This window comes from Nocardia brasiliensis (assembly GCF_011801125.1).
Taxonomy (GTDB): Bacteria; Actinomycetota; Actinomycetes; order Mycobacteriales; family Mycobacteriaceae; genus Nocardia; species Nocardia brasiliensis_C.
In genome coordinates, this window is the sequence record NZ_CP046171.1 from 5007997 (window position 1) to 5033981 (window position 25985).

General features: G+C 68.0%; 31 protein-coding genes. 13 read left to right on the top strand and 18 right to left on the bottom strand.

Annotated elements, in window-relative coordinates:
• Positions 1-115: 115 nt before the first annotated feature.
• The 4 genes from F5X71_RS22530 to F5X71_RS22545 all read left to right on the top strand — a co-directional run bounded on the left by F5X71_RS22530 (position 116) and on the right by F5X71_RS22545 (position 2721).
• Positions 116-538: a cupin domain-containing protein gene (locus F5X71_RS22530; RefSeq protein ID WP_238816023.1), complete on the top strand. Its 423-nt coding sequence runs from the start codon at positions 116-118 to the stop codon at positions 536-538.
• A gap of 68 nt (positions 539-606) precedes the next feature.
• Positions 607-1023, top strand: coding sequence for an acyl-CoA thioesterase (locus F5X71_RS22535; protein ID WP_167463831.1), 417 nt, complete (start codon positions 607-609; stop codon positions 1021-1023).
• Positions 1024-1387: 364 nt separating this feature from the next.
• Complete coding sequence (locus F5X71_RS22540; protein WP_238815403.1) at positions 1388-1747, top strand: hypothetical protein; 360 nt, start codon at positions 1388-1390, stop codon at positions 1745-1747.
• A gap of 44 nt (positions 1748-1791) precedes the next feature.
• Positions 1792-2721 (top strand): hypothetical protein, encoded by a 930-nt coding sequence (locus F5X71_RS22545; protein ID WP_238815404.1) that lies wholly within the window; start codon positions 1792-1794, stop codon positions 2719-2721.
• Here the strand turns inward: F5X71_RS22545 and F5X71_RS22550 are convergent.
• The 4 genes from F5X71_RS22550 to F5X71_RS22565 all read right to left on the bottom strand — a co-directional run bounded on the left by F5X71_RS22550 (position 2715) and on the right by F5X71_RS22565 (position 5227).
• Entirely contained in the window at positions 2715-2915 is a 201-nt protein-coding gene (locus F5X71_RS22550) for a dihydrofolate reductase family protein (protein ID WP_167463834.1), read from the bottom strand. The genes F5X71_RS22545 and F5X71_RS22550 overlap by 7 nt on opposite strands.
• Before the next feature lie 107 nt (positions 2916-3022).
• The gene (locus F5X71_RS22555) at positions 3023-3229 is read right to left on the bottom strand and encodes a hypothetical protein (RefSeq protein ID WP_167463835.1); all 207 of its coding nucleotides are present in this window, start codon (positions 3227-3229) and stop codon (positions 3023-3025) included.
• 51 nt (positions 3230-3280) lie between these two features.
• On the bottom strand, positions 3281-3514 hold the full coding sequence (locus F5X71_RS22560; RefSeq protein WP_014986328.1) for a helix-turn-helix domain-containing protein: 234 nt from the start codon (positions 3512-3514) through the stop codon (positions 3281-3283).
• An 81-nt stretch (positions 3515-3595) separates the two neighbouring features.
• Positions 3596-5227 (bottom strand): ABC-F family ATP-binding cassette domain-containing protein, encoded by a 1632-nt coding sequence (locus tag F5X71_RS22565; protein ID WP_167463836.1) that lies wholly within the window; start codon positions 5225-5227, stop codon positions 3596-3598.
• Between the two features lie 238 nt (positions 5228-5465).
• Between F5X71_RS22565 and F5X71_RS22570 the strand changes: the two genes are divergently transcribed.
• The 4 genes from F5X71_RS22570 to F5X71_RS22585 all read left to right on the top strand — a co-directional run bounded on the left by F5X71_RS22570 (position 5466) and on the right by F5X71_RS22585 (position 9003).
• Positions 5466-6251, top strand: coding sequence for an SDR family oxidoreductase (locus F5X71_RS22570; RefSeq protein ID WP_167463837.1), 786 nt, complete (start codon positions 5466-5468; stop codon positions 6249-6251).
• Between the two features lie 28 nt (positions 6252-6279).
• Positions 6280-7392, top strand: a complete 1113-nt coding sequence (locus F5X71_RS22575; RefSeq protein WP_167463838.1) for a lycopene cyclase family protein — start codon at positions 6280-6282, stop codon at positions 7390-7392.
• 88 nt (positions 7393-7480) lie between these two features.
• Positions 7481-8410: a Ku protein gene (locus F5X71_RS22580; RefSeq protein WP_167463839.1), complete on the top strand. Its 930-nt coding sequence runs from the start codon at positions 7481-7483 to the stop codon at positions 8408-8410.
• A 35-nt stretch (positions 8411-8445) separates the two neighbouring features.
• A complete protein-coding gene (locus F5X71_RS22585; RefSeq protein ID WP_167463840.1) occupies positions 8446-9003 on the top strand; it encodes a GNAT family N-acetyltransferase in 558 nt (185 codons plus the stop codon).
• Between the two features lie 3 nt (positions 9004-9006).
• Here the strand turns inward: F5X71_RS22585 and F5X71_RS22590 are convergent, their stop codons facing one another.
• Positions 9007-9624, bottom strand: coding sequence for a hypothetical protein (locus tag F5X71_RS22590; protein ID WP_238815405.1), 618 nt, complete (start codon positions 9622-9624; stop codon positions 9007-9009).
• 179 nt (positions 9625-9803) lie between these two features.
• Here F5X71_RS22590 and F5X71_RS22595 point away from each other — a divergent pair, with 179 nt between their 5' ends.
• Positions 9804-10841, top strand: a complete 1038-nt coding sequence (locus F5X71_RS22595; protein WP_167463842.1) for an isopenicillin N synthase family dioxygenase — start codon at positions 9804-9806, stop codon at positions 10839-10841.
• A gap of 7 nt (positions 10842-10848) precedes the next feature.
• Here the strand turns inward: F5X71_RS22595 and F5X71_RS22600 are convergent, their stop codons facing one another.
• On the bottom strand, positions 10849-11691 hold the full coding sequence (locus F5X71_RS22600; RefSeq protein WP_238815406.1) for a MetQ/NlpA family ABC transporter substrate-binding protein: 843 nt from the start codon (positions 11689-11691) through the stop codon (positions 10849-10851).
• 158 nt (positions 11692-11849) lie between these two features.
• Here F5X71_RS22600 and F5X71_RS22605 point away from each other — a divergent pair, with 158 nt between their 5' ends.
• From F5X71_RS22605 to F5X71_RS22615, 3 genes are read left to right on the top strand one after another with little or no spacing between them, the layout of a single operon-like run.
• The gene (locus F5X71_RS22605) at positions 11850-12725 is read left to right on the top strand and encodes a MetQ/NlpA family ABC transporter substrate-binding protein (RefSeq protein WP_167463844.1); all 876 of its coding nucleotides are present in this window, start codon (positions 11850-11852) and stop codon (positions 12723-12725) included.
• A complete protein-coding gene (locus F5X71_RS22610) occupies positions 12722-13735 on the top strand; it encodes a methionine ABC transporter ATP-binding protein (protein WP_167463845.1) in 1014 nt (337 codons plus the stop codon). The genes F5X71_RS22605 and F5X71_RS22610 overlap by 4 nt, the downstream gene beginning before the upstream one ends.
• 11 nt (positions 13736-13746) lie before the next feature.
• Complete coding sequence (locus tag F5X71_RS22615) at positions 13747-14409, top strand: methionine ABC transporter permease (RefSeq protein WP_167463846.1); 663 nt, start codon at positions 13747-13749, stop codon at positions 14407-14409.
• Between the two features lie 122 nt (positions 14410-14531).
• Here the strand turns inward: F5X71_RS22615 and F5X71_RS22620 are convergent, their stop codons facing one another.
• From F5X71_RS22620 to F5X71_RS22650, 7 genes are all read right to left on the bottom strand, one after another.
• Positions 14532-14957: a DUF4189 domain-containing protein gene (locus tag F5X71_RS22620; RefSeq protein WP_167463847.1), complete on the bottom strand. Its 426-nt coding sequence runs from the start codon at positions 14955-14957 to the stop codon at positions 14532-14534.
• A 339-nt stretch (positions 14958-15296) separates the two neighbouring features.
• Positions 15297-16076 (bottom strand): ESX secretion-associated protein EspG, encoded by a 780-nt coding sequence (locus F5X71_RS22625; RefSeq protein WP_167466651.1) that lies wholly within the window; start codon positions 16074-16076, stop codon positions 15297-15299.
• On the bottom strand, positions 16069-17364 hold the full coding sequence (locus tag F5X71_RS22630; RefSeq protein ID WP_167463848.1) for a PPE domain-containing protein: 1296 nt from the start codon (positions 17362-17364) through the stop codon (positions 16069-16071). Before F5X71_RS22630 ends, F5X71_RS22625 begins: the two co-directional genes overlap by 8 nt.
• Entirely contained in the window at positions 17361-17738 is a 378-nt protein-coding gene (locus F5X71_RS22635; RefSeq protein WP_167463849.1) for a hypothetical protein, read from the bottom strand. Before F5X71_RS22635 ends, F5X71_RS22630 begins: the two co-directional genes overlap by 4 nt.
• Positions 17739-17752: 14 nt before the next feature.
• Positions 17753-18292 carry a DUF3558 domain-containing protein gene (locus F5X71_RS22640; RefSeq protein WP_167463850.1) on the bottom strand — a complete coding sequence of 180 codons (540 nt, stop codon included), beginning with the start codon at positions 18290-18292 and terminating at the stop codon, positions 17753-17755.
• 47 nt (positions 18293-18339) lie between these two features.
• Positions 18340-18837, bottom strand: coding sequence for an LppA family lipoprotein (locus F5X71_RS22645; RefSeq protein WP_167463851.1), 498 nt, complete (start codon positions 18835-18837; stop codon positions 18340-18342).
• A 76-nt stretch (positions 18838-18913) separates the two neighbouring features.
• A complete protein-coding gene (locus F5X71_RS22650; protein ID WP_167466652.1) occupies positions 18914-20605 on the bottom strand; it encodes an alpha/beta hydrolase in 1692 nt (563 codons plus the stop codon).
• A gap of 258 nt (positions 20606-20863) precedes the next feature.
• Between F5X71_RS22650 and F5X71_RS22655 the strand changes: the two genes are divergently transcribed.
• Complete coding sequence (locus F5X71_RS22655; protein WP_167463852.1) at positions 20864-21004, top strand: hypothetical protein; 141 nt, start codon at positions 20864-20866, stop codon at positions 21002-21004.
• Between the two features lie 754 nt (positions 21005-21758).
• Here F5X71_RS22655 and F5X71_RS22660 read toward each other — a convergent pair.
• From F5X71_RS22660 to sufC, 5 genes are all read right to left on the bottom strand, one after another.
• Positions 21759-22931 (bottom strand): lipase family protein, encoded by a 1173-nt coding sequence (locus tag F5X71_RS22660; RefSeq protein ID WP_167463853.1) that lies wholly within the window; start codon positions 22929-22931, stop codon positions 21759-21761.
• Between the two features lie 145 nt (positions 22932-23076).
• Entirely contained in the window at positions 23077-23439 is a 363-nt protein-coding gene (locus F5X71_RS22665; protein WP_167463854.1) for a metal-sulfur cluster assembly factor, read from the bottom strand.
• The gene (sufU, locus tag F5X71_RS22670) at positions 23432-23905 is read right to left on the bottom strand and encodes a Fe-S cluster assembly sulfur transfer protein SufU (protein ID WP_167463855.1); all 474 of its coding nucleotides are present in this window, start codon (positions 23903-23905) and stop codon (positions 23432-23434) included. Before sufU ends, F5X71_RS22665 begins: the two co-directional genes overlap by 8 nt.
• Positions 23906-23908: 3 nt before the next feature.
• Positions 23909-25162, bottom strand: a complete 1254-nt coding sequence (locus F5X71_RS22675; protein ID WP_167463856.1) for a cysteine desulfurase — start codon at positions 25160-25162, stop codon at positions 23909-23911.
• Between the two features lies 1 nt (position 25163).
• Entirely contained in the window at positions 25164-25964 is an 801-nt protein-coding gene (sufC, locus tag F5X71_RS22680; RefSeq protein ID WP_167463857.1) for a Fe-S cluster assembly ATPase SufC, read from the bottom strand.
• Positions 25965-25985 lie beyond the last annotated feature (21 nt).

The following is a 25985-nucleotide window of genomic DNA, read 5'->3' on the forward strand; positions in this document are numbered from 1 at the left end:
AGCGAATTATCAATCAGCGAATCAGTTGGAGAGCTTCATGGACACCACCACCCGCACCGAAGCCGCGATCCGTCAGCCGCAGGACGCCGAGACACTGGGCACCGAGGCGGTCACCATGCGACTGCTGCTCGACGCCGCCGACACCGGCGGCACGCTCAGCACGCTCGAGGTGACCATGCGGCCGGGCGCCGATGGCGCGGCCCCGCACTATCACACCCGCTCGGACGAGCTGTTCTACGTCGCCGAGGGCGAGCTGCAAGTACTGGCGGGCGATCGCATCGTCACGGTCGGCGCGGGCGGCTCTATCGTCGTACCGAAGCTGATGCCGCACGCCTTCGGCGCCACCCCCGACAGTTCCGCGCGCCTGATGATCGCGCTCATGCCCGGCGTGCAGCGCTTCGAATACTTCCGGCTGCTCGACCGCATCGCGAAGGGCGAGTCGCCCCTGTCCGACCTCGCCGCCGCGCAGGACGAGTTCGACAATCACTTCGTCGACGCGCCGCACTGGTGGGCCGAGCGCACGGCCAACCGCCGCTGACACTCGATGTGACGAACGCGTCGGCGCGGATCGGGAACAAGAGCATCGGACGCCGCGCTGGTCAGGACATGACCTTCACCATTGCGATCGTTGTGCGCGGCTACGAACTCGACACGCAGGGCCATCTGAATCAGGCGGTCTATCTGCAGTACACCGAGCACGCGCGGTGGGAGATGTTGCGCGCGGCCGGCCTGCCGCAGGACAAACTGATCACCGCGGGCGTCGGACCGGTCGTGCTGGAGACGAACATCAAATACCTGCGCGAGTTACGCGGCGGCGACGAAGTCACCGTCGACACCGACATCGAATACTCCGGCGGCAAGACCTTCACCTTCCGGCACGAGATCCGCAAACTCGACGGCACCGTCGCGGCCGAGGCGCGCGTGGTCGGTGGACTGCTCGACCTGCGCGAGCGCAAGCTGCTGCCCGCGCCCGCCGAGCGCTTCGGCGCCCTCGCAGAACGCCCCGACCTGCTCGGCCTGTGAAATCGCACGTACGAATGCACAGCCGCCAATCCGGGGCTATGCGATGGATATCTTGCCATTCGGAAGTAGCTCATTGATTGCGCCGGAACTATCGGTGCCCTGCCGAAAAACTTTCGGCCCTAGCGCATCCGGGATCGGAATCCGGTTTGCCACCGGCGGTTAAATCTGTCGATCCGAACCGGCGAAGGGCCTTCGCACGTTATGATCGGGCACACGCTCGGGGGTCGTGGCAAATCGCGAGCAGATCGGAGAAATGGCTATGACCGACGCACTCCGCCTCCACGGAACCGCGCCGAAGAGTGACCGCGTGCCTCCACTGCACGGATTGTTGGTGGCGGAGTCGGACAGAGATATCAGCGTTCGCGTGGCCGAGGGCACGTGGACGTTTCGCCGTTCCGATGTGCTGCGGGTGCTCGATTCGGCCGTGCCGGAAGGACTTCGCGCCGAACAGGGCGCGCGGCCGGTCCTGGTCGACATCCGGGTCGGGGCCACCGCGGATTTCACCCGCCGCCTGCGCATCGACGTGCTCGACCGACCGATGACGATGCAGCAGGCACCGTCGGCCGCACTCGGTGACGATCAGCTGCGCGCGCTCACCGAATCCTGGGCCGACCGCATGAATCTGGTCGACCTGCCCGGCACCAACGGCGCCACTTTCACCTACTGCCAGACCAAGTCGCTCGCCACCAGTGACGACGGTATCAACTGCGACAGTCTCGACTGAGCGGCGCATTCATGGCGGGACGCCGGACGGGTTCAGTCCTCATCGTGTCCGAATCCGACGATCTGCACGCCACCGCCATGGCGGCGACGCTGCGAGAATTCCACGGGCTCAGTGCGATTCAGCTCGACCTGCGTGACTTTCCGCGGGAATCGGGCAGCTTCCGGCTGGACCGCTACGGTACGGCCCGATCGGTCTCGCACCTGATCGGCCTCGACGACGTGCGCTCGGTGTGGTGGCGCAGGCCGCACCCGACCCAGCCGCCCGCCGGAGTCCGCGTCTCCGACAACGACTTCCGCCAGGCCGAATGCGACGGCTTCATCCAGGGACTGCTGTGGTCCATTCCGGCGCACTGGGTCAACGATCCCGGGGCCGACCGCACCGCCGCCCGCAAGATCGTCCAGTTGGAGACCGCGCTGCGGGCCGGCTTCGCGGTGCCAGAGACGCTGATCACCAACGACCCGGACGAGGCCCGCAGCTTCGCCGAATCCCGGCCCGGCCCAGTCGTTTACAAGCGCACCGGGACCAGCCGCGCCGAATTCGCGGAGACCAGGATCATCACCGAGCAGGACTACGACCGGCTGACCGGCATCCGCGCGGCGCCGACCACCTTCCAGGATTACGTCGACGCCGAGTGCGATCTGCGGGTGGTCTGGGTGGACGGCGTCGAGTGGACGGTGCGCATCGACTCGCAGGCCGGCGTGGGCCGCGTCGATTCCCGGCTGGACACCTCGGTCGATTTCGTGCCGGAACATCTGCCCGCCTCGGTCAGCAAATCACTCGCGACCCTGATGGGCGCGCTGGGATTGTCGTTCGGCGTCTTGGACATTCGACTCGGCCTCGACGGCGAGTACTACTTCCTCGAGGTCAATCCGCAGGGACAGTTCGCCTACCTGGAGATCAAGACCGGGCTGCCGATCTTCCGCAGCCTCGCCAACCTGCTCGTCGACGGGGACGGCGCCGTCGAGGGCTACTGACGCCGATACGTGCGCCGCACGACACCGGATTTCGGAAACGGGTGCGCGACGACCAGCCGCAGCCGCCGTGCGGGCACCCCGTCGAGCGGCCGCCGCCCGGCGCCGAGCAATACCGGAAACACCGGCAGCCGAAGCTCATCCACCACGTCCCGGCGCAGGAACTCCTGCGCGGTGCCGAGCCAGGCGCACACCACGATCGGCTCGCTGTCCGCGCGCCGCGGCTCGGTGATCTCCGTCGTGCGGTCCCCCCGCCGTTCCGGCTGCCGGGCAGCGCGACCTCGGGGCAGACAAGACCACGAGTTCAGGCAGCCCGTGCACCAGTGGTGCCGACCATCGTGTCACTGGATCCTGTTGCGTCCGGCCCATACTGGGCCGACAGCTCGCAGGACACAGGTCCGTAGACCTGGACGCGCACGGTACGCAGTAGTCCGGCCAGGCAGCCGTCCGCCGTGCCGTCGACCTCGATCCGGTCGCGCGCGCCGTCGCGGCCTGCCGCGCGCGAACTCACCGGCCCCGGCGAAAAGCGTTCCGCCGAAACCGGTTCGAGCCGGGTGCGGTGCTACTGACTCTTGCGGCGGTTGGCGCCGCCGCGGCTGCGGAGTTGCACATGCGACTCCACCAGTACGTTGTGGATGAAGCCGTAGGAGCGACCGGTTGCTCGCGCCAGCGAGCGGATGCTCGCACCTGCTTCGTACTGCTTCTTCAACTGGGTCTGTAGGCGGTCACGGGACTTCCCCGTGACGCGTGTTCCCTTACCCAGGGTGGCTTTGACTTGTGCGGGCCTGTCGCTCATGGCTTCCTCCGAGTCGCCGAGCAGCGTCTTTCCAGGCTAAGCACTCGAGGGTCCGTGATCAACGGGTTCTTGTGATGAAACTCACGCGAGCTGAATCAATTCCAGGTAATCGGCGGACCAGTGGTCCTCGGTGCCGTCCGGCAACAAGATCACCCGTTCCGGCGACAGCGCCTCAGCGGCACCCGGATCGTGTGTGACGAGCACGACCGCGCCGGCGTAAGTGCGCAGCGCATCGAGCACTTGTTCGCGCGAGACCGGGTCGAGGTTGTTGGTCGGCTCGTCGAGCAGCAACACGTTGGCAGCCGAGGACACCAGTCCGGCGAGCGCCAAACGCGTCTTCTCACCGCCGGAGAGCGTGCCCGCGGGCTGATCCAACTGGGGACCGGTGAACATGAACGCGCCGAGCAGTCCGCGCAGGTCCTGCTCCCCCGCGTCCGGCGCGGCATGGCGGATGTTCTCCCACACCGTCGCGTTGTCGTCCAGGGTGTCGTGTTCCTGCGCGAAGTACCCGACCTTCATGCCATGGCCCGGCACCAGCGTGCCCGCAGTGGGCTGTTCTACCCCGGCGAGCAGCCGCAGCAGCGTGGTCTTGCCCGCGCCGTTGAGCCCGAGCACCACGACCCGGCTGCCGCGGTCGATCGCGAGATCGACGCCGGCGAAAATCTCCAGCGAGCCGTACATCTTGGTCAGGTTCTCCGCCATCAGCGGCGTCTTGCCGCACGGTGCGGGCTCGGGGAACTTGATCCTGGCCACCTTGTCGGCGACGCGCACGTCGTCGAGTTCGGCCATCAACCGGTCGGCGCGCTTGGCCATGTTCTGTGCCGCAGTGGCTTTCGTGGCTTTGGCGCCGAGCTTGGCCGCCTGGACGCGCAGCGCGCTCGCCTTCTTCTCGGCGTTGGCGCGTTCGCGCCTGCGGCGCTGTTCGTCGGTGGCGCGCGCGTCCAGGTACTTCTGCCAGCCCATGTTGTAGACGTCGGCCTCGCCGCGCACCGCGTCGAGGAACCACACCTTGTTCACCACGTCGCCGAGCAGTTCCACGTCGTGACTGATCACGATCAGACCGCCGTCGTGGTTCTGCAGGAACCCGCGCAGCCAGGTGATCGAGTCGGCGTCGAGGTGGTTGGTCGGCTCGTCGAGCAGCAGGATGGTATCGGAGCGACCGCCGCTGCCGTCGGAGGCGGCGAACAGGATGCGCGCCAGCTCGATTCGGCGGCGCTGACCACCGGAGAGGGTGCGCAGCGCCTGGCCGAGTACCCGATCGGGCAGGCCGAGGCTGTGGCAGATGCGGGCCGCGTCACTCTCGGCGACGTAGCCGCCCAGCGCCGAGAAACGGTCCTCGAGCCTGCCGTACTTGCGCACCGCCTTCTCGCGCTCGTTCTCGTCGGCCACCTCGGCCATCAGCGCCTGCTGCTTCTCCATGTCGCGGATCAGCGTGTCCAGTCCGCGCGCGGACAGCACCCGATCGCGCGCGAGCACGTCCAGGTTGCCCTCCCGCGGATCCTGCGGCAGATAGCCGATATCGCTGGAGCGCAAGATCTTTCCGGCGTAGGGCTCGCCCTCGCCGGCGAGGATGCGCAGGGTGGTGGTCTTGCCTGCCCCGTTGCGCCCGACCAATCCGATCCGGTCGCCGGACTGCACCCGCAATGCCGGTCCAGGGGCCGACAGCAGCGTGCGGACTCCGGCCCGGACCTCCAGGTCGGTCGCGGTGATCACAGTTTTCTCCTTGCGGATCGGTAGTGCTGGGCGGTTGCTACTCGATTGTGCGACGCGTAACACACAAGAACCACCGATTTTACCCGTGATCGCAACGGCTCTTCACACCCCGCGATCGGTATGTGACGGCCGTAACTGAACGGCGGGTAACCTGCGGACACATGAGCGAGCGAAGAGAGCGAATCATGACACAGCGCGCATCGCGCATGACGGAACCGAGCGCCAGCGAGGTGCAGGCATGAGCGAGCCAAACAACGGGACCGGGACCGATCTGGTCGGCAAGAGCGCTTTGGTCACCGGGGCCAGCCGGGGCATCGGCAAGGCGGTGGCGGCCGAGCTGGTCGCCCGCGGCGCCAACGTGTTGATCAGTGCCCGTAAGAAGGACCCGTTGGAGGAGGCCGCCGCCGAGCTGCGCGCGCTCGGCCATCAGGGCGAGGTGGTGGCGCTGGCCGCGAACTCCGGTAACGCCGAGGATCGCGCCGCCTCGATCGACCGGATGATGGCCGAGTTCGGGTCGGTGGACATCCTGATCAACAACACCGGCATCAATCCGGTGTTCGGCTCGCTGATGGAGGCCGACCTCGACGCGGTGCGCAAGATCTTCGACGTGAACGTCGTCGCCGCGCTCGGCTACGTGCAGCTGGCCCACCGGGCCTGGATGGGTGAGCACGGCGGCGCGGTGGTGAACGTGGCCAGCGTCGCGGGCATCCGCTCCTCCGGCGTGATCGCCGCCTACGGCGCGTCCAAGGCGGCGCTCATCCGGCTCACCGACGAACTGGCCTGGCAGCTGGGCCCGAAGATCCGGGTGAACGCCGTCGCGCCCGGCGTGATCAAGACGAGGTTCGCCGACGCGCTGTACTCCGCCGACGAGGAGCGGGCCGCGAGCGTCTACCCGATGAAGCGGCTCGGCACGCCGGAGGATGTCGCGCGGTTGATCGGCTTCCTGGTCTCCGACGACGCCGCGTGGATCACCGGCGAGACGGTCCGGGTGGACGGCGGCCTGCTCTCCACCGGCGGTATCTGATTTCCCCGAATCTCCTTCGGGCGACCCGGTGAGCGTCGATGTCGTGGTGTGCGGCCTCGGCCCGGCCGGGCGCGCACTCGCCCACCGCTGCCTGGTCCGTGGCCTGACGGTGACGGTGGTGGACCCGGCGCCGCAGCGGCGGTGGCAGGCGACCTATGCCGCCTGGGCCGACGAACTGCCGGACTGGCTGTCCGCCGACGCGGTCGCCGCCACGGTCGCGCGGCCGCTGGCCTGGGGCGTCCGCGCGCATCGGCTCGATCGGCCCTATGTCGTGTTCGATGCGGCACGCCTGCGGGATTCGCTCGACCTGACCGGCGCGCGGATCGTCGCCGACCGCGTGCTCGAGTGCGGCGCGGAGACCGCGGTGCTGGCGTCGGGCACCGTGCTGCGCGGTGACCGGGTGATCGATGCGCGCGGGATCGGCCGCTCCCCCGCGCTGGCCGAGCAGACGGCGTACGGACTGGTACTGGACGCGAAGCGCTGCGCCGAGACCGAGCCGACGTTCATGGACTGGCGGCCGGACAACGGCGCACCCGCCGACGCGCCGCGCTCGTTCCTCTACGCGGTGCCGCTCGACGGCGAAACGATGCTGCTCGAAGAGACCTGCCTGGTCGGGCGGCCCGCGCTCGACGGCGGCGCGCTGCGCGCCCGGCTGCGGCACCGATTGCGTTGCCGCGGTATCGAACTCACCGGTGCCGAACGGATCGAGCGGGTCCGTTTTCCGGTCGAGGGCGGCAGACCCGGACGGCACGCCTTCGGCGCGGCGGGCGGTTTCGCGCACCCGGCCACCGGCTACAGCGTGGCCGCCGCGCTCGCCGCCGCCGACGCCGTCGCCGCGGGCACCCCGGCGTGGCCGGTGACGGCACGGGCGGTCCACCACCTGCGCGCCGCCGGATTGCGCGCACTGCTCGCCCTGCCACCAACCGACCTACCGGTTTTTTTCGACGCATTTTTCGCGCTTCCCCCGGATGCCCAGCGCGCGTACCTCTCGGGTCGCGACGACTTGAACGGCACCGTCAGAGCCATGCTCGGCCTGTTCGGCGCACTGCCGCCGACGCTTCGTCGGCGCGTCGCCACCGCGACACTCGGGTGGCCCAATCGCTCGCGCCCGCGAATACCGTCGGCCATCATGGAGGAATGAGTGGACCGTACCGTCCAGCACTCATCCGTCCCGGGCCCGCGGATCGTCGGGTTCGCGGACGCGGTACCCGCGTCGAGGGGATGCAGCAGTGAGGTCGATCTGGAAAGGCTCGATCGCATTCGGGCTGGTGAACGTCCCGGTCAAGGTCTATACCGCCACCGAGGACCACGACATCCGATTCCACCAGGTGCACGCGAAGGACGGCGGCCGGATCAAATACGACCGCGTCTGCACCGTCTGCGGCAAGTCCGTGCAGTACGCGGACATCGATAAGGCCTATGAATCCCCCGAGGGCGACAAGGTCATCCTGACCGACGAGGACTTCGCCAAACTGCCCGCCGCCGAGAAACACGAGATCCCGGTATTGCAGTTCGTGCCGTCCGAGCAGATCGACCCGATCCTGTACGAGAAGAGCTACTACCTCGAGCCCGACTCCAGCACACCCAAGGCCTACGTGCTGCTGGCCACCACACTCGAGCGCATCGACCGCACCGCGCTGGTGCACTTCACGCTGCGCCAGAAGACCAGGCTCGCCGCGCTGCGCGTGCAGGACGGGGTACTGGTGCTGCAGACCCTGCTGTGGCCCGACGAGGTGCGCGCGGTGGAGTTCGAATCCCTCGACGGCGTCGCCGAACCGAAGCCGCAAGAGATCAAGATGGCCGAGACGCTGGTCGAGACCATGTCCGACGACTTCGATCCGGACCAGTTCACCGATGAGTACCAGATCGAGCTGAAGCGACTGCTGGACGAGGCGATCGCCAGCGGCACCGGCAAGGTGCCCGAACAGCCCGAGTCGGCGCCTGCGGAGATGGACGCGGAGGTGGTCGATCTGGTCGCCGCGCTGCAGCGCAGCCTGGAAGCCAGCGGGCGGCGCAGCACCGCCGCGGACAATGGGAAGCCCGCGCCCGCGAAGAAGACCGCCAAGAAGACCGCGGCGAAGAAGGCGCCCGCCAAGAAGACCGCGAAGAAGGCGGCCGACAAGCCGGCCAAGAAGACCGCGGCGCGTAAGGGCGCGTGACGGCAGCGACACGTCGTGCTGGCAGACTTGTCGGCATGGATTCTGCCGTAGTGATCGTCCCGATGGGTCTCGGCCACCTGCGCCAGGTCCTCGATCTCGGGCACGAAGTCTTCGACGTCACCACCAAGCCGTACACCTCGTGGTCGCTCACCTCGGTCGCCGAGCACCTGGACAGCCCCGACAACGCCTGCTGGGTCGCCCTGGACTCGGACCGTGTGGTCGGTTTCGTGCTCGGCTCGATGGAGTTCGAGAACCGCGACGACTGGGCCTACCTCGAATGGATCGCCGTCGCACCGGACATGCAGGGGCTCGGCATCGCCCGCCGCCTCGTCGACGTCTGCTCCGAGGCGTTGTTCGCCCGCGGCGCACGGCGCATCGTCACCGATGTCGAAGATCGCAACGCGGCCTCGACCGCACTGATGACCCGCAGCGGCTTCACCCCAGCCGCCACCGTCACCCTGTTCGTCCGCCCGAATCCCGATGACCCCGACCCGGATGCGCAGCTCGACGCCGCGGCCATCGCCCCGGGCACCAAGCGCGCGCTGATCCGTCGCGGTCGCCTGGCCGGCGACAATCACCGCGCCGCGCGCTAGCGTCTACTTCGCCGCCGCCGCGCGCCCTTCCTCGAAAAACGCCAACAGGCTTGCCGGCGAATCGAACTCGGCACTGGAGCGCAGCGCGCCGAACGGCGCGTTCCAGAACTCGCCTGTGCGCGGCGTCCACGGTCCCACGTACGCGTACGGCCCGGGATGCGTCGAATCCCCCGGCGACACACCGTAGTTCACCTCGCCGAGCGCGCTGGACAGGTCGAAATGCTCCGGCCACAGCACCGGCGTGCTGTCCGGGGCCAGACATCGTAACGCCTTGTCCCCCATGGCGAACCAATCGCTGATCTGCTGCGCCGCGACCGGATCGATGTCCATCGAGCTGTCCGGCGCCACACCGGTGGTGTCCTGATACGACCCGACCGGCGCGCCCGGTTCGATGTTCGCCAGGCGCCCGAGTTCCCGATACGTCCCGGCCAGCGCGGCGCGCCCCTCCGGCCAGACCAGTTCGGCGCCGACCACCGATACCGGCCACTGCACCCCGCCGAACCCCTGGTGCACCACCCGCAGCCGGATGGTGCCGTACTGCCGATACTGCGGCCCGGCGATCAACAATTCCGCCACCGCATGCAACCCGCGCCGCGATCGCTCGTACAACTGTTCGTCCACATCGGCATCATTGCCGCTGCGGACCGAACCCGCAGCCGTTTCCGCGCACGGCATAGCGCCTCCGCCGTGCGGCGGACCCGGGCGCGAGGTTTACTCGAATGTGATCCGAACGAGCGCCCGGCACAGCGGGTACCGACCATGCTGGGAGCGGTTCACCGGCTACGGAAGGACGGCGCGTCGTGGAGTTCCACGTTCCCCTCATCGATATCTCGCCGTACGTCGACGGCACGGACCCCACGGCGCGGGCCGCGGTCGCACGTCAGGTGGACGAGGCGGCGAGCACGGTCGGGTTCATGCAGATCCGCGGGCACGGCATAGCGGCGCCGGTGCTCGACGAGTTCGCGGCCGCGCTGGACGAGTTCTTCGCGCTCGCGCCCGCGACCAAGCAGCGCTACCGCACCGCGGTCGAATTCAACCGGGGCTATTCACCACCCAAGAGCGAGAGCCTGAGCGCGAGCCTCGGCGTCGCTGCGGCGAGCAGGATGAACGACTTCTTCGAGGCGTTCAACATCGGCACGACGACCGAGGACTATCCGGGACTCGAGCTCCCCGCGCAGGCCGGCTACGCCGACAACGTCTGGCCCGCAGAGCTTCCCGAGTTCCCCCGGCGCGTACGGGCGTACTACCGCGAGGCCGCGCGGGTGGCGAGCACCCTGACCACCGTCTTCGCCGACGCGCTCGAGCTCCCCGCCGGTTACTTCGACAGTTTCACCGATCACTCGCTGAATGTGTTGCGCATGAACAACTATGCGCTGCCGCCGGGCAGCGTGGACCTCGACGGCGAGCTCAAAGGGATGGGTGAGCATACCGACTACGGCATCGTCACCGTCCTGTGGGCCGACCAGGTGCCCGGACTGCAGGTGCTCGGCGCGGACGGCCGCTGGCACGACGTGCAACCCGCCGACGACGCGCTGCTGGTGAATCTCGGTGATCTCATAGCCCGCTGGACCAACGAGCGATGGCTCTCCACACTGCACCGGGTGATGCCGCCGATCGTCGACGGCGCCGTCGAACGCAGGCGCAGCGCCGCGTTCTTCCACGACGGCAACTTCGACGCGGTGATCGAGACGCTGCCCTCCTGCCGCGGCGCGGGCAGCAAGTACCCGCCGATCACCGTGTCCGAGCACGTGCAGGCCAAGCTCGCCGGTTCCCGTGCGCTGCAACCGAATACCACCGCGCACCGGGAAGCGGCCAGGGTGCTCTCGGCGCGCGAGTGAGCCGGAACTACTCGCGGAACTTCGCTTCCAGCTCGGTCGCCGTCGCCTGCAGATCGGCCGGGGTGTTCGTCTTGAAGATGCCCGCGTAACCGGTCTCGGCCCGCACCGCGGCCTCGACCTCCGGATCGTGGTACAGCTCGGCCAGTTTCAACAGGGTCGGGTTGTCCTTGTCCGCGGCACGGGCGGCGAAGATATTGATGTACTGCTTGAGCTCCGGACGTTCCGGATCGTCGGTGTAGATGGTGTCGTTCTTGGTCAGGCCGGCCGGGCGCGCGAAGGTGTCGTCGACGAACGCGGCGTCGACGCTGGCCAGCGACTGCGCGGTGAGGGTCGGGTCGATGGTCGTGAGCTCGACCTTCGACGCGGCCTTGTCCACGTCCTCGATCTTGGAGTCCCAGCTCGCACCGCCCTTCAGTACGATCAGGCCCGCCGCGGCAAGGCTGAGCAGCGGGCGCACCTGGTTGGCGGGATTGTTGCTCAACGTGATCTGACCGCCCTGCGGGATGTCGGCGACGGACTTGTGCTTACGCGAGTACAACGTCAGCGGGAAGATCTCGGTCGCGCCGATCGGCACCAGGGTGTCGTTGTTGCGCGCGTTGTAGTTGGCCAGATACCGCACGTGCTGGAACTTGTTGAGATCGATACGCCGTTGGGCCAGAGCCGGATTCGGCTGGTTGTAATCGGTGAAGTTGATGAACTCCACCCGGATGCCCTGCTCGGCGGCCTTCTTCTTGTATACGTCCCAGTGCGGTTGCGCGAGATCGTTCACACCGATGCGGATAGTCCCCTCGTCGTGCTCCGCGCCACACGAGATCGTCGTCAAAGCCAGGGCAAACAGGATCGGAATCACCAAAAAACGGTGCATGAAGCGCATTGCGAGCAAATTAGACGGTCGTCCAAGATCTGGGAAGGGTTTCGCTCACCACAATCCCAACCGTTGTCCGCGCCCGCGCCGGATCGCTTGGATTACCGGGTTCATATCGCGACAAGCTTTTCGGGAGCAACGAAGTGAAATTCCATCGGGTACTGGCGATCCCGGTCCTGGTAGCAACCGCGGCCCTCACCATCACGGCGTGCGGTTCCGACGACAAGGCCTCCTCCGACACGGTAGTGCGGATCGGCACCACCGACAAGGACAAAGCCTGGGACGTCTTCGAGCAGCGGGCCAAGGACCAGGGCATCACGCTGAAGATCACCAACTTCTCCGACTACAAGCAGCCGAATCTCGCGCTGTCGCAGAAGCAGATCGACGTGAACCTCTTCCAGCACCTGCAGTTCCTCGGCGCGTACAACGTCGCCAACAAGGACACGCTGACCCCGATCGGCTCCACCTACATCGTGCCGCTCGGCCTGTACTCCAAGAAGCACAAGGCGCTCGCCGACCTCCCGCAGGGCGCCGAGATCGCCATTCCGAACGACCCGACCAATCAGGCGCGGGCGCTGTTCGTGCTGCAGGCGGCCGGGCTGCTGAAGCTGTCCGGCAGCTCCAGCGCGCCGACCGCGGCCGACGTCGACAAGGGCGCGTCCAAGGTCAAGGTGACCACGGTCGACGCCGCCCAGACCGCGCTCTCGCTGGCGTCGGTGGACGGCGCGGTGATCAACAACACCTTCCTCGACCGCTCCGGCATCGACCCCAATTCGGCGCTGTACAAGGATGATCCGAAGAACCCGTCGGCCGAGCCCTACATCAACGCGCTGGTGACCAGGGCCGAGGACAAGGACAACCCGAAGCTGCTGCAGCTGGTCGAGCTCTGGCACGACCCCGAGGTGCAGCGCGCGCACGCCGAGGTCACCAAGGGCACGGCCGTCGAGGTGCGCCGCACCGGCCCGGAACTGGAGCAGGTGCTGCAGCGGGTGCAGCAGAGCATCCGTGACGGCAAGTGAGCGGTAATCCGCCCGCCGTCGAATTCCGTTCGGTCACCAAGGTTTTCGGCAAGGGCGCCAAGACCCATGTCGCGCTCGACGCGATCGATCTGCGGATCGAGCAGGGCGAGATCTTCGGCGTGATCGGCTATTCCGGCGCGGGCAAGAGCACCCTGGTGCGCCTGATCAACGCCCTGGAGCGCCCGACAAGCGGCACCATCGAGATCGCGGGCACGCCCATCACCGGGGTGCGCGAGGCCGAGGTGCGCCGCCTGCGCCGCGATATCGGGATGGTGTTCCAGCAGTTCAATCTGTTCCGATCACGCACGGCCGCAGGCAATATCGAATACCCGCTCAAGGTGGCGGGCTGGCAGCGGGCCGCGCGCAAGGCACGGGTCGCCGAACTGCTCGACTTCGTCGGACTGGCCGACAAGGCGCGCAGCTACCCCGATCAGCTCTCCGGCGGCCAGAAGCAGCGGGTCGGCATCGCGCGTGCGCTGGCGACCTCGCCGTCGCTGCTGCTCGCCGACGAGTCGACCTCGGCCCTCGACCCGGAGACCACCGCGGAGGTGCTGCGGCTGCTGCAGAAGGTCAACCGGGAGCTCGGCGTCACCATCGTGGTGATCACCCACGAGATGGACGTGATCCGCGCGGTCGCCGACCGGGTCGCCGTGCTCGCCGAGGGCCGCGTCGTCGAACTCGCCAGCACCTTCGAGGTTTTCGCGACCCCGCAGGCCGCGCCGACCAAGTCGTTCGTGGCCACCGTGCTGCACAACCGGCCCTCCGCGGACGAATTGCGCAGGCTCGGCGAACTCCACGGCGGCAGGCTGGTCACGGTGGACGTCGACGACGAGCACGGCATCGGCGACGCGCTGACCACCGCGGCGCGGGCCGATGTCCGCTTCGAGGTGGTCTACGGCGGGGTCGCCACCTTGCAGAACAAGACCTTCGGCAGCGTCACCCTGGCGCTGCACGGACCGCAGGACGCCGTCGACAAGGTGGTCGCCGAACTCGGCCCGCACACGGCCTGAAAGGAGTACCGATGCAAGCGGATTGGGACAAACTCCGGCCGTTGCTGACCGAGGCGATCGGCACCACCCTCTACCTGGTGCTGATCACCTTCGTGATCGGCGGCCTGATCGGGCTGTTCCTCGGCACCGTGCTCTACACCACCCGCAAGGGTGGGCTGCTCGCGAACGCCCCGATCAACCTGCTGCTCAACGTGATCGTGAACGTGGTCCGGCCGATCCCGTTCATCATCCTGCTCGCCGCGCTCGGGCCGGTGACGCTGGAGGTGGTCGGCACCACCATCGGCCGCGACGCCGCGGCGTTCGTCATGATCGTGGCGGCCTCGTTCGGTATCGCCCGGATCGTGGAGCAGAATCTCGTGACGGTCGACCCCGGCGTGATCGAGGCCGCGCGGGCGGTCGGCGCTGGACCGCTGCGAATCATCGTGACACTGTTGATTCCCGAGGCGCTCGGGCCGCTGATCCTCGGCTACACGTTCGTGGTGATATCGATCGTCGACATCTCCGCGATGGCGGGCACCGTCGGCGGCGGCGGACTGGGCGATTTCGCGCTGGTCCACGGGTATCAGCAGTTCAACTGGCAGGTCACCTTCGTGGCCACGCTGATCATCGTGGCAGGCGTGCAGGGCATCCAGTTCTTCGGCAACTGGCTGGCCCGAAAAGTACTGCGCCGCTGAATCACCGGGTGCCCGGACCGTTCCGGGCACCCGGTGGCCGCGCTTCTCGTGCCCGCCGCCGAGGCGGGCACGGTGCCGAAAGTCATCGGCGGCGAGGCTGTTTCGTCACGCGCCTGGCCCACTCAGCCCGCGTTCGTCGTGCACGTGGACAGCACGACGCGCGCGGCACGCGGCACGGCGCTACCGAGATCGGGGAACGGCGGCGAGCTTTCGCCGAGCTTGGCCACGGCGAGCCGCTCGGCCTCCTCCTTGGTCACCGCCCAGTCCGCCGCGATCGCGCCGTCGGCGCCGCGTGCCGCAGCCGCACAGCCGTTGGCGAAGCGCACGAGGATCTTGCAGTCGTACACGCCGCAGTCCCGAATCGCCACCGCGTCGGCGGCCACCCAGGAGGGCTGATCGACCGAGCCGACCACCGTGCCGGTGCTGGGCGAAAAGGCCAGCGTCCCATGATAATCAGGCGCCGCGCCGGCGGAGCCCGCGCCGACCGTGGTCAGCGCCGCGGTGCATGCCAGGACCGCACCGAAGGCGGCCCTACCCAGTTCGAACAACAGATACTCCCGTTCAGAGAAGATGACGCGAGCTGATCATCGCCCAGGACCTCTCCCCTGTCCAGCACCGGGAAGGGTGCCGCCAGAACCCGGGGCATCGGTCGGCGCGGCACCGAATCCAGCAGCCGGGCATCGGATTTGGCCGTGCCGGGTCCTGGGCGCGGGGCCGGGTCCTGGGCGCGGGGGTGGGACCGGTCTCATGAGTCCGGCTGGATGCGTCCGCGGTTCAGCTCGTCGCCTGGCAAGGCGGAGGCAGCGCCAGGGTTGCTTCCCGACGACACCGCGGCCAGGCGGCGAGCTGGACCGCGGAGACGCCGGATGAGAATTATCAGTCAGGGCCTAACGCCGTGTGCGCAGGTATTCGTCGTGCTCGCGATCCTCGCGGTAGTACCGCTGGGTCAGCGTGGTGAGACGGCGGATCTCGGCCGCCATCGCGGCCGCGTCCATCGGCTTGGCGATCACGGGATCACCGGTCTTCACGTAGTAGCGGCCGTCCGGGTAGTCCATCCACCAGAAGCCGCGGCCGAAGGTGGGGCGCGCGTCCACGGCCGGGCCGGGCAGTACCGTGATCTCACCCAGCGCCCTGCGCTCCCGCTTGAACAGCCGATCGAACCGCTGAGCCGGCCCCACCTCATAGGCGCCGCGTACCGGGCGCTCCCGGTCCGCGGTGATCTCCGCCCGCCGCGCCTCGAACGTCGGGTGGGTGCCTGGCGGGGAATCCGGCAGCGCGGCAACCGCATAGGCGGCGGCTTTAGCGGCGGCGCAGTACCGCAAGGCCACCGCACCGCCGGTGTCCTCGGCGTCACCCGGCAGCTGCACCAGCGTCGCCGCGGCATCGTCGCGCACCGCGCCGTGGAAACGGTAGATCCGGGTCAGCTCCGGCGCACCGAAACCCTTGATCTCGATCCGGACCTCCGGCTCCAGCAGGATCCCCAGCGCCCGCTCCAACTCGATCGAATGCCGGTCGAGCAGCGCGGCCGCCGCCGCGTCCCGCTGCGCCACCAGATCGGCGAAATCCACGGCCTGCGGGCGAAATCGCAGCGGATACGGCAGCCGGTCCCGGCCGTAAGCCTGCCAGAGCAGCTGGAACTCCAGACCGGTGAAGCGCATCTCAACCATGGTCACCGATGACCGGCGGCACCGTCTTCGGCAGGGCGTCCAACCCCGTCACTTCCTCGCCGTGCTCCTTGGTGATCAGGTAATCCTTTGTGCCGGTGGTCTTCTCGTCGTCGTTTCCGCGACCGGCCGCACCCGGCGCCATGCCGGGCATGCCACCCGCGCCCGCCCGGGCGGCACTCGTGCCCGCGGCGGTCCGTGCGTCGGCGGGCGCGACGGCGGGCTGCTGCGGAGTGGCAGGCACGCTGCGGCCGGGCTGCCTACCTGGTTCGCCGGTGGTGGCACCCGGGCCCGGACGCGACAGTGGCGCAACGGGATTCACGCGGGATGGCCTGCCGGGGAGGGGCGTTCCCGTGGGTGGCGGCGTCGGCGACAGCGGCGTGCCGGCGGGAGTGCCCGTGGTCGTAGTGGGTGTGGCGGTCGACGGGTTCGCGGTCGAGGGGTTCGCTGTCGTCGGCGCGGCGGCGCTCGCCGCCTGCGTGCTGGACGACGGATTCGCGTCCGACGCAACGTTGTTCGGCTGATCGGCCGGTTCATTCCGGGTGCCCGCGTTGTCATCGGTACCGGTCGGCACGGCGGTGCTCGGGTTCGACGCACCCGGATCCGACGGTCCGGGCGAGGGCATCACCGGCGCCTGCGGATCGCTCACCACGGTCGGTGCGGGCGGGATGATCGGCACGCCGTTGTCGGTCTGGTTCGCCACCTGCCAATACACCGTCTGCAGAATGCGCTTGGCCTCCTCCCGCGCCTCGTCCTCGGTGTAGTCGCCGGTCTTCATGACACCGTCGGCGGGCAGGGTCTTGCCCTTCAGATCCACCGGGTCGGTGAGTCCGGGCATCAACGCCTGGGTCTGGTTCAGGCCCGTGTACATCTCGGTGAGCTTGACGTACAACAGATGCGCCGAGGTGCTCAGCTGTCCCGCGCCCTCGCTGTAGGTGCGCACCGCCTCGGCGGCCTTGCCCGCCGCCCGACCGGACCACCCGTTCGCGATCGTGCGCTGCACACTCGTGTTGAACGTCTTCGTCGTCTCCTCGAACGCGGCGCCGATCTTGAACCACGCCTCCGCGGCCTGCAACACCGTGCCCGGCCGCATCGCCGCCACCCGCTGCACCAGATCCGCCAGCGGCAAGGTCTCGAACAGTGCCAGATCCTCGTTCGTGATCCGCGGCGGCTCGTAACCGCCATGGAACCGGTCGGTGCCGATACTCGTCACGACATAGATGTTCGCGCGGTCCCGGTTCCACTGCTCCTGCGCGGCGATGATGCGCGCGCGATACTCGTCGTAGGTCATGCGGGAAAGTCGATTCCGGTGAGCTGGTCAGCGCGCGACTGGTCGACGGAGCGGTAGTTCGCCATGGCCTTGGCGAAAACCTCCTTCATCAGGGTGATCTCGTCGATGTGTTCTCTGATGCGGTTCTGGATCGAGTCGGCGCCAGTGGAGCCCTTCGAGGTGAACTTGTCTTCGAGGACCTTGCCGGAGGGAAAGCCGCCGAAGCCGGTGACCGACTCGACATCGCGCGTGCTTTCCAAGATGTCACGGAGGCTCTCGATGTTTCGGTCACAGTCCTGGTCGAGCTGGGCGCCCACGTCGGGGTTCAACAGAAGTTCCCCAGCGTTCGCTGAAACCAGCAGAGCTTGCCATTCGGATTCCGCCCCATCAGCCATGGCTTCCCCCTCCTCTACGGTAAGTACTTCGCTAGATCGTTGGCGTGCTTGGCTGCAACCGAGCACGGGTCAGCCTGTTGCGGCTCGCCGTAACGAGTAAGCATGTCAAAGATCACCGACCCTGCCGGAACCTCAACGGCCACACTGCAACCCAGGCGCTCAGGATCGCTGGCCCGGCCGAATTGGACCGCAGGGCGACCCCCGACTTGGAACGACTTGAAGCCGTTGAAGTCACTTCTGTTCTGAACATCTTTCAACGTCGGGGTGCCCGCCAGCACGCCGAGGCTGTACCACCGTGTCTGCGCTCGCCAGCGACAGACCTTCCACCCATCGAACTCCACACCGGCAGCACCCGACTTCTTGCTGTCCGGATCAAGTCCGGTGGCTCGTAGGGCATCGACCGGCAACGAACACGGATCCCACGGCGCCTGATCCTTCACCGGCACCCCGACCGACGTCGTCGCGCTCGTGCTCGGCGCACCGCTGGTGCTCGGCGTACCGGAGGTGTCGTCGCAGCCGCCGAGCACCAGTGCCGCACCAACGATGATCGTCAAGGTCCGGATGATGGTCCCGGCGCTCGGCATGACTCCCCTTCTGCTGGTCAGTTCCCCGGCTGCGGCCGCAGATCTTGTTCACGGTACCGGCACCCGGTCAGTCCGCCTAGCACGGCGGCCGCGCCGGTACCGAGGGTGATCTCGTTGCCGTGGTCGGGCGAGTGCAGGGTGATGTCGTGCCGGCCGGGGGTGTCGGCGCGCACGGTCAGCGCGGTGATCCCGGCTTCGGCGGCGAGGTCGCGCGCGAGCCGCAGGACGTCGGGCCAGCGACTGTCGCTGATCGGCACCGCCGAGGTGAGCGAGTCGGTGGTCATGGAGACGCCCGCGGTTTCGAGATAGGGCGACGGGCAGCCGAGTTTTCCTTGCCCGCGGTCGCTGATGGTGCGCCACTCGAGTTCGGGCGCAACGGTTTTCGCCGCGTCGGCGATCCGTTGCAGCAGTGCGGCGAGTTGCCGTTCGGTGTCCTCGACCGACGGTAGGGCGCGCATCATGGCCTCGGCGTGCGCGATGTCTTCCTCGGCCGCCGGGCGGTGGGGGTCGGACATCGTGTCTCCACATCCACTCAGGACCGTCACGCAGACGATCGCCGCGAATATCCCGGCCGCCGCATTGCCTGCCACGTCAGCGCACCGCCAGTTCCGGTAGTCCGGCGATGACGACGGCCATGTTGTAGCCCGCGGTGCGCAGTTCGCCGTTGCCGCTGGGCCGCGGATATTCGCTGTGGCCGTTGGCATCTTCGCGACGCACGTGGTCGGTGGTGGTGGCCTCTCGGACGGACAGTTGCTCCAGTTCGGTGGTGACGGGGTCGGGGCCGAATCGGCCGAAGCCGTCGACCAGCGTGATCGGGTCGTCGGGCGCGCGCATCACGTAGCCGTGGCCCTGCGGCAGCCCCAGGTCGGGTTCGTCGTCGGCGTTGATGCCGGGCGAACCGTAGAAGACCGCGTCGTCGACCGGCTGGGTGCGGCCGTGTGCCTGGAGCGCGAGCGCCGTCGTGTAGGACCCGTAGGAGTGGCCGAGCGCGGTGATGTGCGGGTCCGGCCGATTCGACGCCACATCCAAGCCGGTGCAGAAGTTCGCGAGTTTGGGCGCACCGTCTTCGGCGCGCGCGGAGCTCGCCGCGGCGAACCCGAGCTCAGGCGGTGGTTCGTAGCCGAGCCAGGCGATCGCGGCCACCCGCTCGTCGGGCCGTCCGGCCAGCCGCAACTGTTTCTCGGCCTCGCGCTGCACCGCCTCGGCCTCGCGGGTCATGCCGTCGAGCGACTGCACGGTGGTCGATACGCCGGGCACCGTCACCGAGACGTGCTCGGCGTTGTCGGGGTCGCCGACCGCCACCGCCGCCATGCCGCGCTCCCCCGAGTGCATGTCGAGCAGGAGCAAGCGTGCGCCCTTGCCGGGATTGCCGGGGTCGAGCGGGTGCTCGTCCAGGATCTTCTCGATCGAGTCGAGGTCCCGCAGTTTCGCCTCGACCCGCGCCAGTTTCGCCCGCTCGCTCCCATACGGATCGGGGGCGTTGGGATAGCGGGAGCCCGCGGGCACGTCCGTCAGCTGTGCCGCGAGCGCGGCGCGTTCCCTGGTCAATCGAGTGCGCTCGGCGTCGATCCGGTTGACGTTGGCCTCGTGGCGGGCGGTGGCCGGGATGCCGTCGCCGTTTCCGATCCATTCGGGATGCCGGTCGATGACCTCGCGGCGCTGCCGCTCGTCCATCGCGTCCCAGTATTCCCGGTTCTGTTGCGGCGTACCGTTTTCCGGCGGTGCGGGCGCGGTGAGTCCGCCCTGGGCGGCGCCCGCGGCGGAGGCGGCCGCGACATCGGTCGCGCCCCGGTCAGCGATCTTGCCGTCGGCGGCCTTGCGCAGTACGGCGGCCGCGTCGGCGTCGATGTCGTCGGCCTGCTTCAGCACCGCGTGCACCGCGTCCTGCAGCGCCAGCCGCAACGACTCCACTCGCGCGGGATCGGGCGCGCCGGGCAGGTCGGCGATGGTCACGTGGCCGGCGTCCCAGATCTCGAGTCCGTTGGCGGCCGCGGTCTGTTCGATGGTGGCCAGCGTTCGCTTGAGATGTACTACCGCCTCCCTGGTCTGCTTCGTCAGCTCACGGACCGCGCCCAGGGTGGCGGCCTCATCGATCAGCCGATCGGTGGTGACGGTGAATCGACGCCGTGCGGCCACCGCGGACTCGCCCTGCCAGCCGGGCAGCGCGCCGATCGCGGCGAGCTGATCGGATACGTCCCGCACGGTATCGATCCGCCGGGACAGCGCGGCCTCGAGCATTTCCAGCGCCAGTTCGTTCCACCAGCGAATCTCGGGTAGCAACACAGGATCCCCCACAGAAGTCAGGACCGCTTGCGACTATAGGTATCGTAACCGTGAACTAACGCGAAAAATGGATCAGGGGGCGTAAATGGGTGATTCTGTTTCTGCCGATCCGGAAACGCTGCGTACCACGGCAAAAGACTGGACGCGCTGTACAACTCCGCAGGCACCACGCTGCGCGCCACCGACCAGGAGATCGCGGACGGCCGCGACGGCTGGCAAGACACCGCGTCGACGGCGTTCACCCAGTTCACCATCTACTTGGACGGCCGCCGCACGCTGCTACAACAGCAGCTGGCCGAGCTGTCGGAGGATCTGACCACGACGGCGGCCACCCTGCACACCCAGGATCAGTCGCGGGCCGCCGCGGCGAACCGGCTGCGATCAAGCCTCGATCTCTGAGGATAACCAGGTCGGTGATTTCAATAACACTGGCCGCCTTTATCTTTTGCGATGAAATCGCCGTAATTACAAGCGCAGCCAGCTGATTCGACCCGGTTGAATACCTCCGCACCGCCGACCGAGCTCGGCGCGGCGCATAAGCCCCGCACCTATTCGACCGCCGGCAGCTCGCCGAGGCGCTGGTGGATACCGGGCCATCCCCACCTTCGTCCGCGATCGCGGCGAGATCGGCCGATACAGGTCGAAGCCGTTGTGCGTGAACAGCATTCGAGTACCGCTACCCTCCGGACGCAGGCACCAGCCGATCCCCTTTCCGATCCCCGTGTCCACCTCGGCAGCGTTCCAGGTGATCCGCAGCAGCTCCGGCGCGATCGCCTCACCGCTGCACGTACCCGGAGAAACTGACCACAGGCAGCGACCGCCCGGACCAGCCTGCCCGAAACCGCCTCGAGCCCAACCGGTTCCATCCCACCGCGGCATCAGGCGCGGCGTGGTGCGTGCCCGTCACACCTTTGCCGGCGAATACTGACAGCGGCCACGCCCACCGGTGCAGCCACCTCGAGTCCGCACACCCAAGGCCGCGCAACGTCTCGCCTGTCGACACGGATGCTCGTGTACGAAAGCGGACCCGGCGGGATCGAGCAGTTGTCGCCGCCGAGATCCCCGGTGTCGATACCTGGTTCGGCACCGACGACGCGCGCCGTCGGTGCCGAACCAGGTTGCGATTCACGCGCACGGATCAGCGTGTCGAGGTTCAGCGCACGATTCGGTCGAGGAAGACGAGGGCGTCCGACGTTGCGGCACCGACGACGCCGCCGTGGTCGGCGTCGTAGATTCGAAAGTCCGGCCGGACACCGTTCACCGCCATCTGTGCGAGCAGTGGAGCCAGCGCGGGCAGTGGCGCGAGAATGTCCTTGTAGCCGTGGGCGATGAACAACGGCCGAGCGTATCCGCTCGTCGGCGTCGCGACGTAGCGCTGGAGCGGAGCCTCCAGCGGGCTGCCGGGTATCGGCCTGCTCAACAAGTCTCCGATGCCGAGGCCCGCGGTGGCCTCGTTGAGGCCTTTGATGCACAGAGTATTGGTCATGCCGAGGACCCGTTTGCCTTCGGCGGTGAGGTAGTCGTCCACATTCAAGTCGGGTCGGGCAGCACGGATGCCGGCGAGCACGAGGGCGACCTGAGAAGTGAGCTCGTGCATCATCGGGATATCCGGAACACCGGGCCTGGCTTGGGCGAACAACGACAGGTCCGGCGGGGTGCTGAACGAAACCGCGCCGCGGAAATCGAGTTCCGGCGCATCCGCGGCGGCGATGGCCGCGGCATTTAGTGCCGCGTGCCCGCCCTGCGATACCCCCATGGCGGCCCATCGGCTACCGAGTCGGCTGTCGAGCGTTCGAGACGCGCGGACGGCATCGATCACAGCGTGTGCTTCCGTGACCCCGTCGAGATGACGCGGTGTGTCGGGGGTGCCGATCCCGGGATAGAAAGTCGCGGTGACCGCGTAGCCGCCGCGAAGCAGCGAAGTGAGCGGCTCTTCCTCCGATGCGGACGTGCCACCGACGCACTGATCACCGTTGCCGGACGTACCGTGCGCATACGAAACGACCGGCCATCCTCCCGCGGGGGCGTCGCCTTCCGGTAGCCACAGATGTGCCCTGGACAAAACCGGCTCGCCGTCAGCCCACCGCGTCCAATACGAGAACTCCACCGCCTTGCCGGAGCCCTGCACATCCCCGCCTGCCACCACTTGCGCCACACCACCTGGCGCCCTGTCGGCACCTGCCGCACCGAATCCTCCGGCACTGGAAGACACGGGGTAAACAGCAGAAAACACAGCTAACGCGACAGCGAGGAAGCCCGCTATCCACGCCGCAATACTACGTGTCGACATGCCGACACCCCGGTCAACAATCACCTTTTCCTTCACGAGTGAATAGTTAACCATTCGATTGCTGCCACGTTGGGAACGAGGTGGGCCGCCATCGCATCGAGCCCCGGCCATGCCAACGCCCGTAGAGACAAAATCGCGCGGGCCCCCGCAGCTGCGGGGGCCCGCGCGACCGGGGTATAGATCAGACGGTGAAGCCGAGGGCACGCAGCTGCTCGCGGCCGTCCTCGGTGATCTTGTCCGGGCCCCACGGGGGCATCCAGACCCAGTTGATCTTGAGGTCCTCGACCAGGCCGCTGCGCACCAGGGCGTTGCGCGACTGATCCTCGATGACGTCGGTCAGCGGGCACGCCGCCGACGTCAGGGTCATGTCGAGAATCGCCACCTCGTCCTGCACGGCCAGGCCGTAGACCAGGCCGAGATCGACGACATTGATGCCGAGCTCGGGGTCGACGACATCACGCATCGCCTCCTCGAGGTCCTCCAGCCGTTTGATGTCCTCCTCGGACAGCTGCTCGACGGATTGCGATGCCGGTGTTTCAGTCATTGCTGGCCCCATTCGTGGACGTGGTTTGCTCGGGCGCGATCCGGATCACCGCGTCCTTGAACGCCATCCAGCCGAGCAGCGCGCACTTCACCCGGGCCGGGTACTTCGACACACCGACCAGCGCGACGCCGTCGCCGATGACCTCCTCGTCACCCTCGATGGTGCCACGGCTGGAGATCATCTCGCTGTATGAGTCGACGACCCGCAGGGCCTGTCGCACCGGCAGGCCGATGACCTGATCGGTGAGGATCGAGGTCGCGGCCTGGCTGATCGAGCAGCCCTGTCCGTCGTAGGAGACGTCGGCGACGTCGCCGTTGTCGTCGAGGTGCACGCGCAGGGTCACCTCGTCACCGCAGGTCGGGTTCACGTGGTGCACTTCGGCACCGTAGGGTTCCCGCAGCCCGCGGTGATGCGGGTGCTTGTAGTGGTCCAGGATCACTTCCTGGTACATCTGCTCCATGCGCATGGTCTATGCAACCCCGAAGAAGCTCTGAGCCTTCCGCACCGCGGCCACCAGCGCGTCCACCTCGTCGAGCGTGTTGTAGGCGGCGAAGGACGCGCGCACCGCGGCGGGCGCGCCCAACCGGCGCAGCAGCGGCCACGCGCAGAAGTGTCCGACGCGCACCGCGACGCCTTCGTCGTCCAGGATCTGGCCGACGTCGTGCGCGTGGATGCCCTCGACCACAAACGACACCGCGCCACCGCGCGCGACGTTCTCGGTCGGACCGAGAATCCGCACGCCGTCGATCGCGCCGAGTCCGGCCAGCGCGGCCTCGACCAGCGCGTGCTCGTGGTCGGCGACCGCGGCCATGCCGAGGCCCTTGAGATACCGCACGGCGGCGCCCAATCCGACGACCTGCGAGGTCATCGGCACGCCCGCCTCGAACCGCTGCGGCGGCGCCGCGAAGGTGGTGGCCTCCATGGTGACCGTCTCGATCATCGAGCCGCCGGTGATGAACGGCGGCGTCTGCGCGAGCAGCGCGGCACGCCCGTACAGCACGCCGACCCCGGACGGGCCGAACATCTTGTGCCCGGAGAACGCGGCGAAGTCCACGCCGACCGTTCGGAAGTCGACCGGCATGTGCGGGACGGACTGGCACGCGTCGAGCACCGTCAGCGCGCCGACCTGCTTTGCCCGGCGCACGATTTCGGCGACGTCGCTGATCGCGCCGGTCACGTTGGACTGGTGCGTGAACGCGACAACCTTGGTGGCAGGCGACAATTCGAGCGAATCGAGGTCGATCCGGCCGTCGTCGGTCGCCCCGTACCACTTCAGCGTCGCCCCGGTACGGCGCGCGAGCTCTTGCCACGGAACGAGATTCGCGTGATGCTCGAGCTCGGTGATGACGATCTCGTCACCGGGGCCCACGTGATACGGGAACCGGTCGTCGGCGAAGGAGTACGTCACCAGGTTCAGCGATTCGGTCGCGTTCTTGGTGAACACGATCTCGTCGGCGGCCACGCCGACGAACCGGGCGATGGCGGCGCGCGCGTCCTCGTAGGCGTCGGTCGCCTCCTCGGCGAGCTGATGCGCGCCGCGGTGCACCGCCGCGTTCCGCGTGGTCAAGAACTCGTATTCGGCGTCGAGCACGGCGGTCGGACGCTGCGAGGTCGCACCGGAGTCCAGGTACACCAGCGGCTTCCCGTCCCGCACCGTGCGGCTCAAGATCGGGAAGTCGGCCCGGACGCGGGCCACGTCGAGTGCGGGGACCGTGGCGGTCATATCAAGCTCCTGCGGTGGCCTGCGTGAAGCGGACGTAGCCGTTGGCGTCGAGTTCGTCGGCCAGTTCGGGGCCGCCCTCGGCGACGATGCGGCCGCCGACGAAGACGTGCACGAATTCCGGCTGGATGTAGCGCAGGATGCGGGTGTAGTGCGTGATCAGCAGTACGCCGCCCGCCGTAGACTCGCCGGAGCCATCGGTCCAGCCACGCTCCTTGTAGCGGTTCACGCCCTCGGAGACGATGCGCAGCGCGTCCACGTCGAGGCCGGAGTCGGTCTCGTCCAGGATCGCGATCTTCGGCTTGAGCAGGCTGAGCTGCAGGATCTCCTGCCGCTTCTTCTCGCCACCGGAGAAGCCCTCGTTCACATTGCGCTCGGCGAAGGCCGGATCGATCTCCAGCTCGGCCATCGACTCCTTGACTTCCTTGACCCAGTGCCGCAGCTTGGGCGCCTCGCCGCGCACAGCGGTGGCGGCGGTACGCAAGAAGTTCGAGGTGGACACGCCGGGCACCTCGACCGGGTACTGCATGGCCAGGAACAGCCCGGCCCTGGCGCGCTCGTCGACCGACATCGCGAGCACGTCCTCGCCGTCGAGGGTGATCGAGCCGGAGGTCACCGTGTACTTGGGGTGGCCCGCGATCGCGTAGGACAGCGTCGACTTGCCGGAGCCGTTGGGGCCCATGATGGCGTGCGTCTCACCGGACTTGATGGTCAGGTCGACGCCGTTGAGGATCTTGATGGGCGCGCCGGACTCGTCCGGGTTGGCGACCTCGACGTGCAGGTCCTTGATTTCCAGGGTGGTCATCGAATTCGAGTTCCTTTGTGG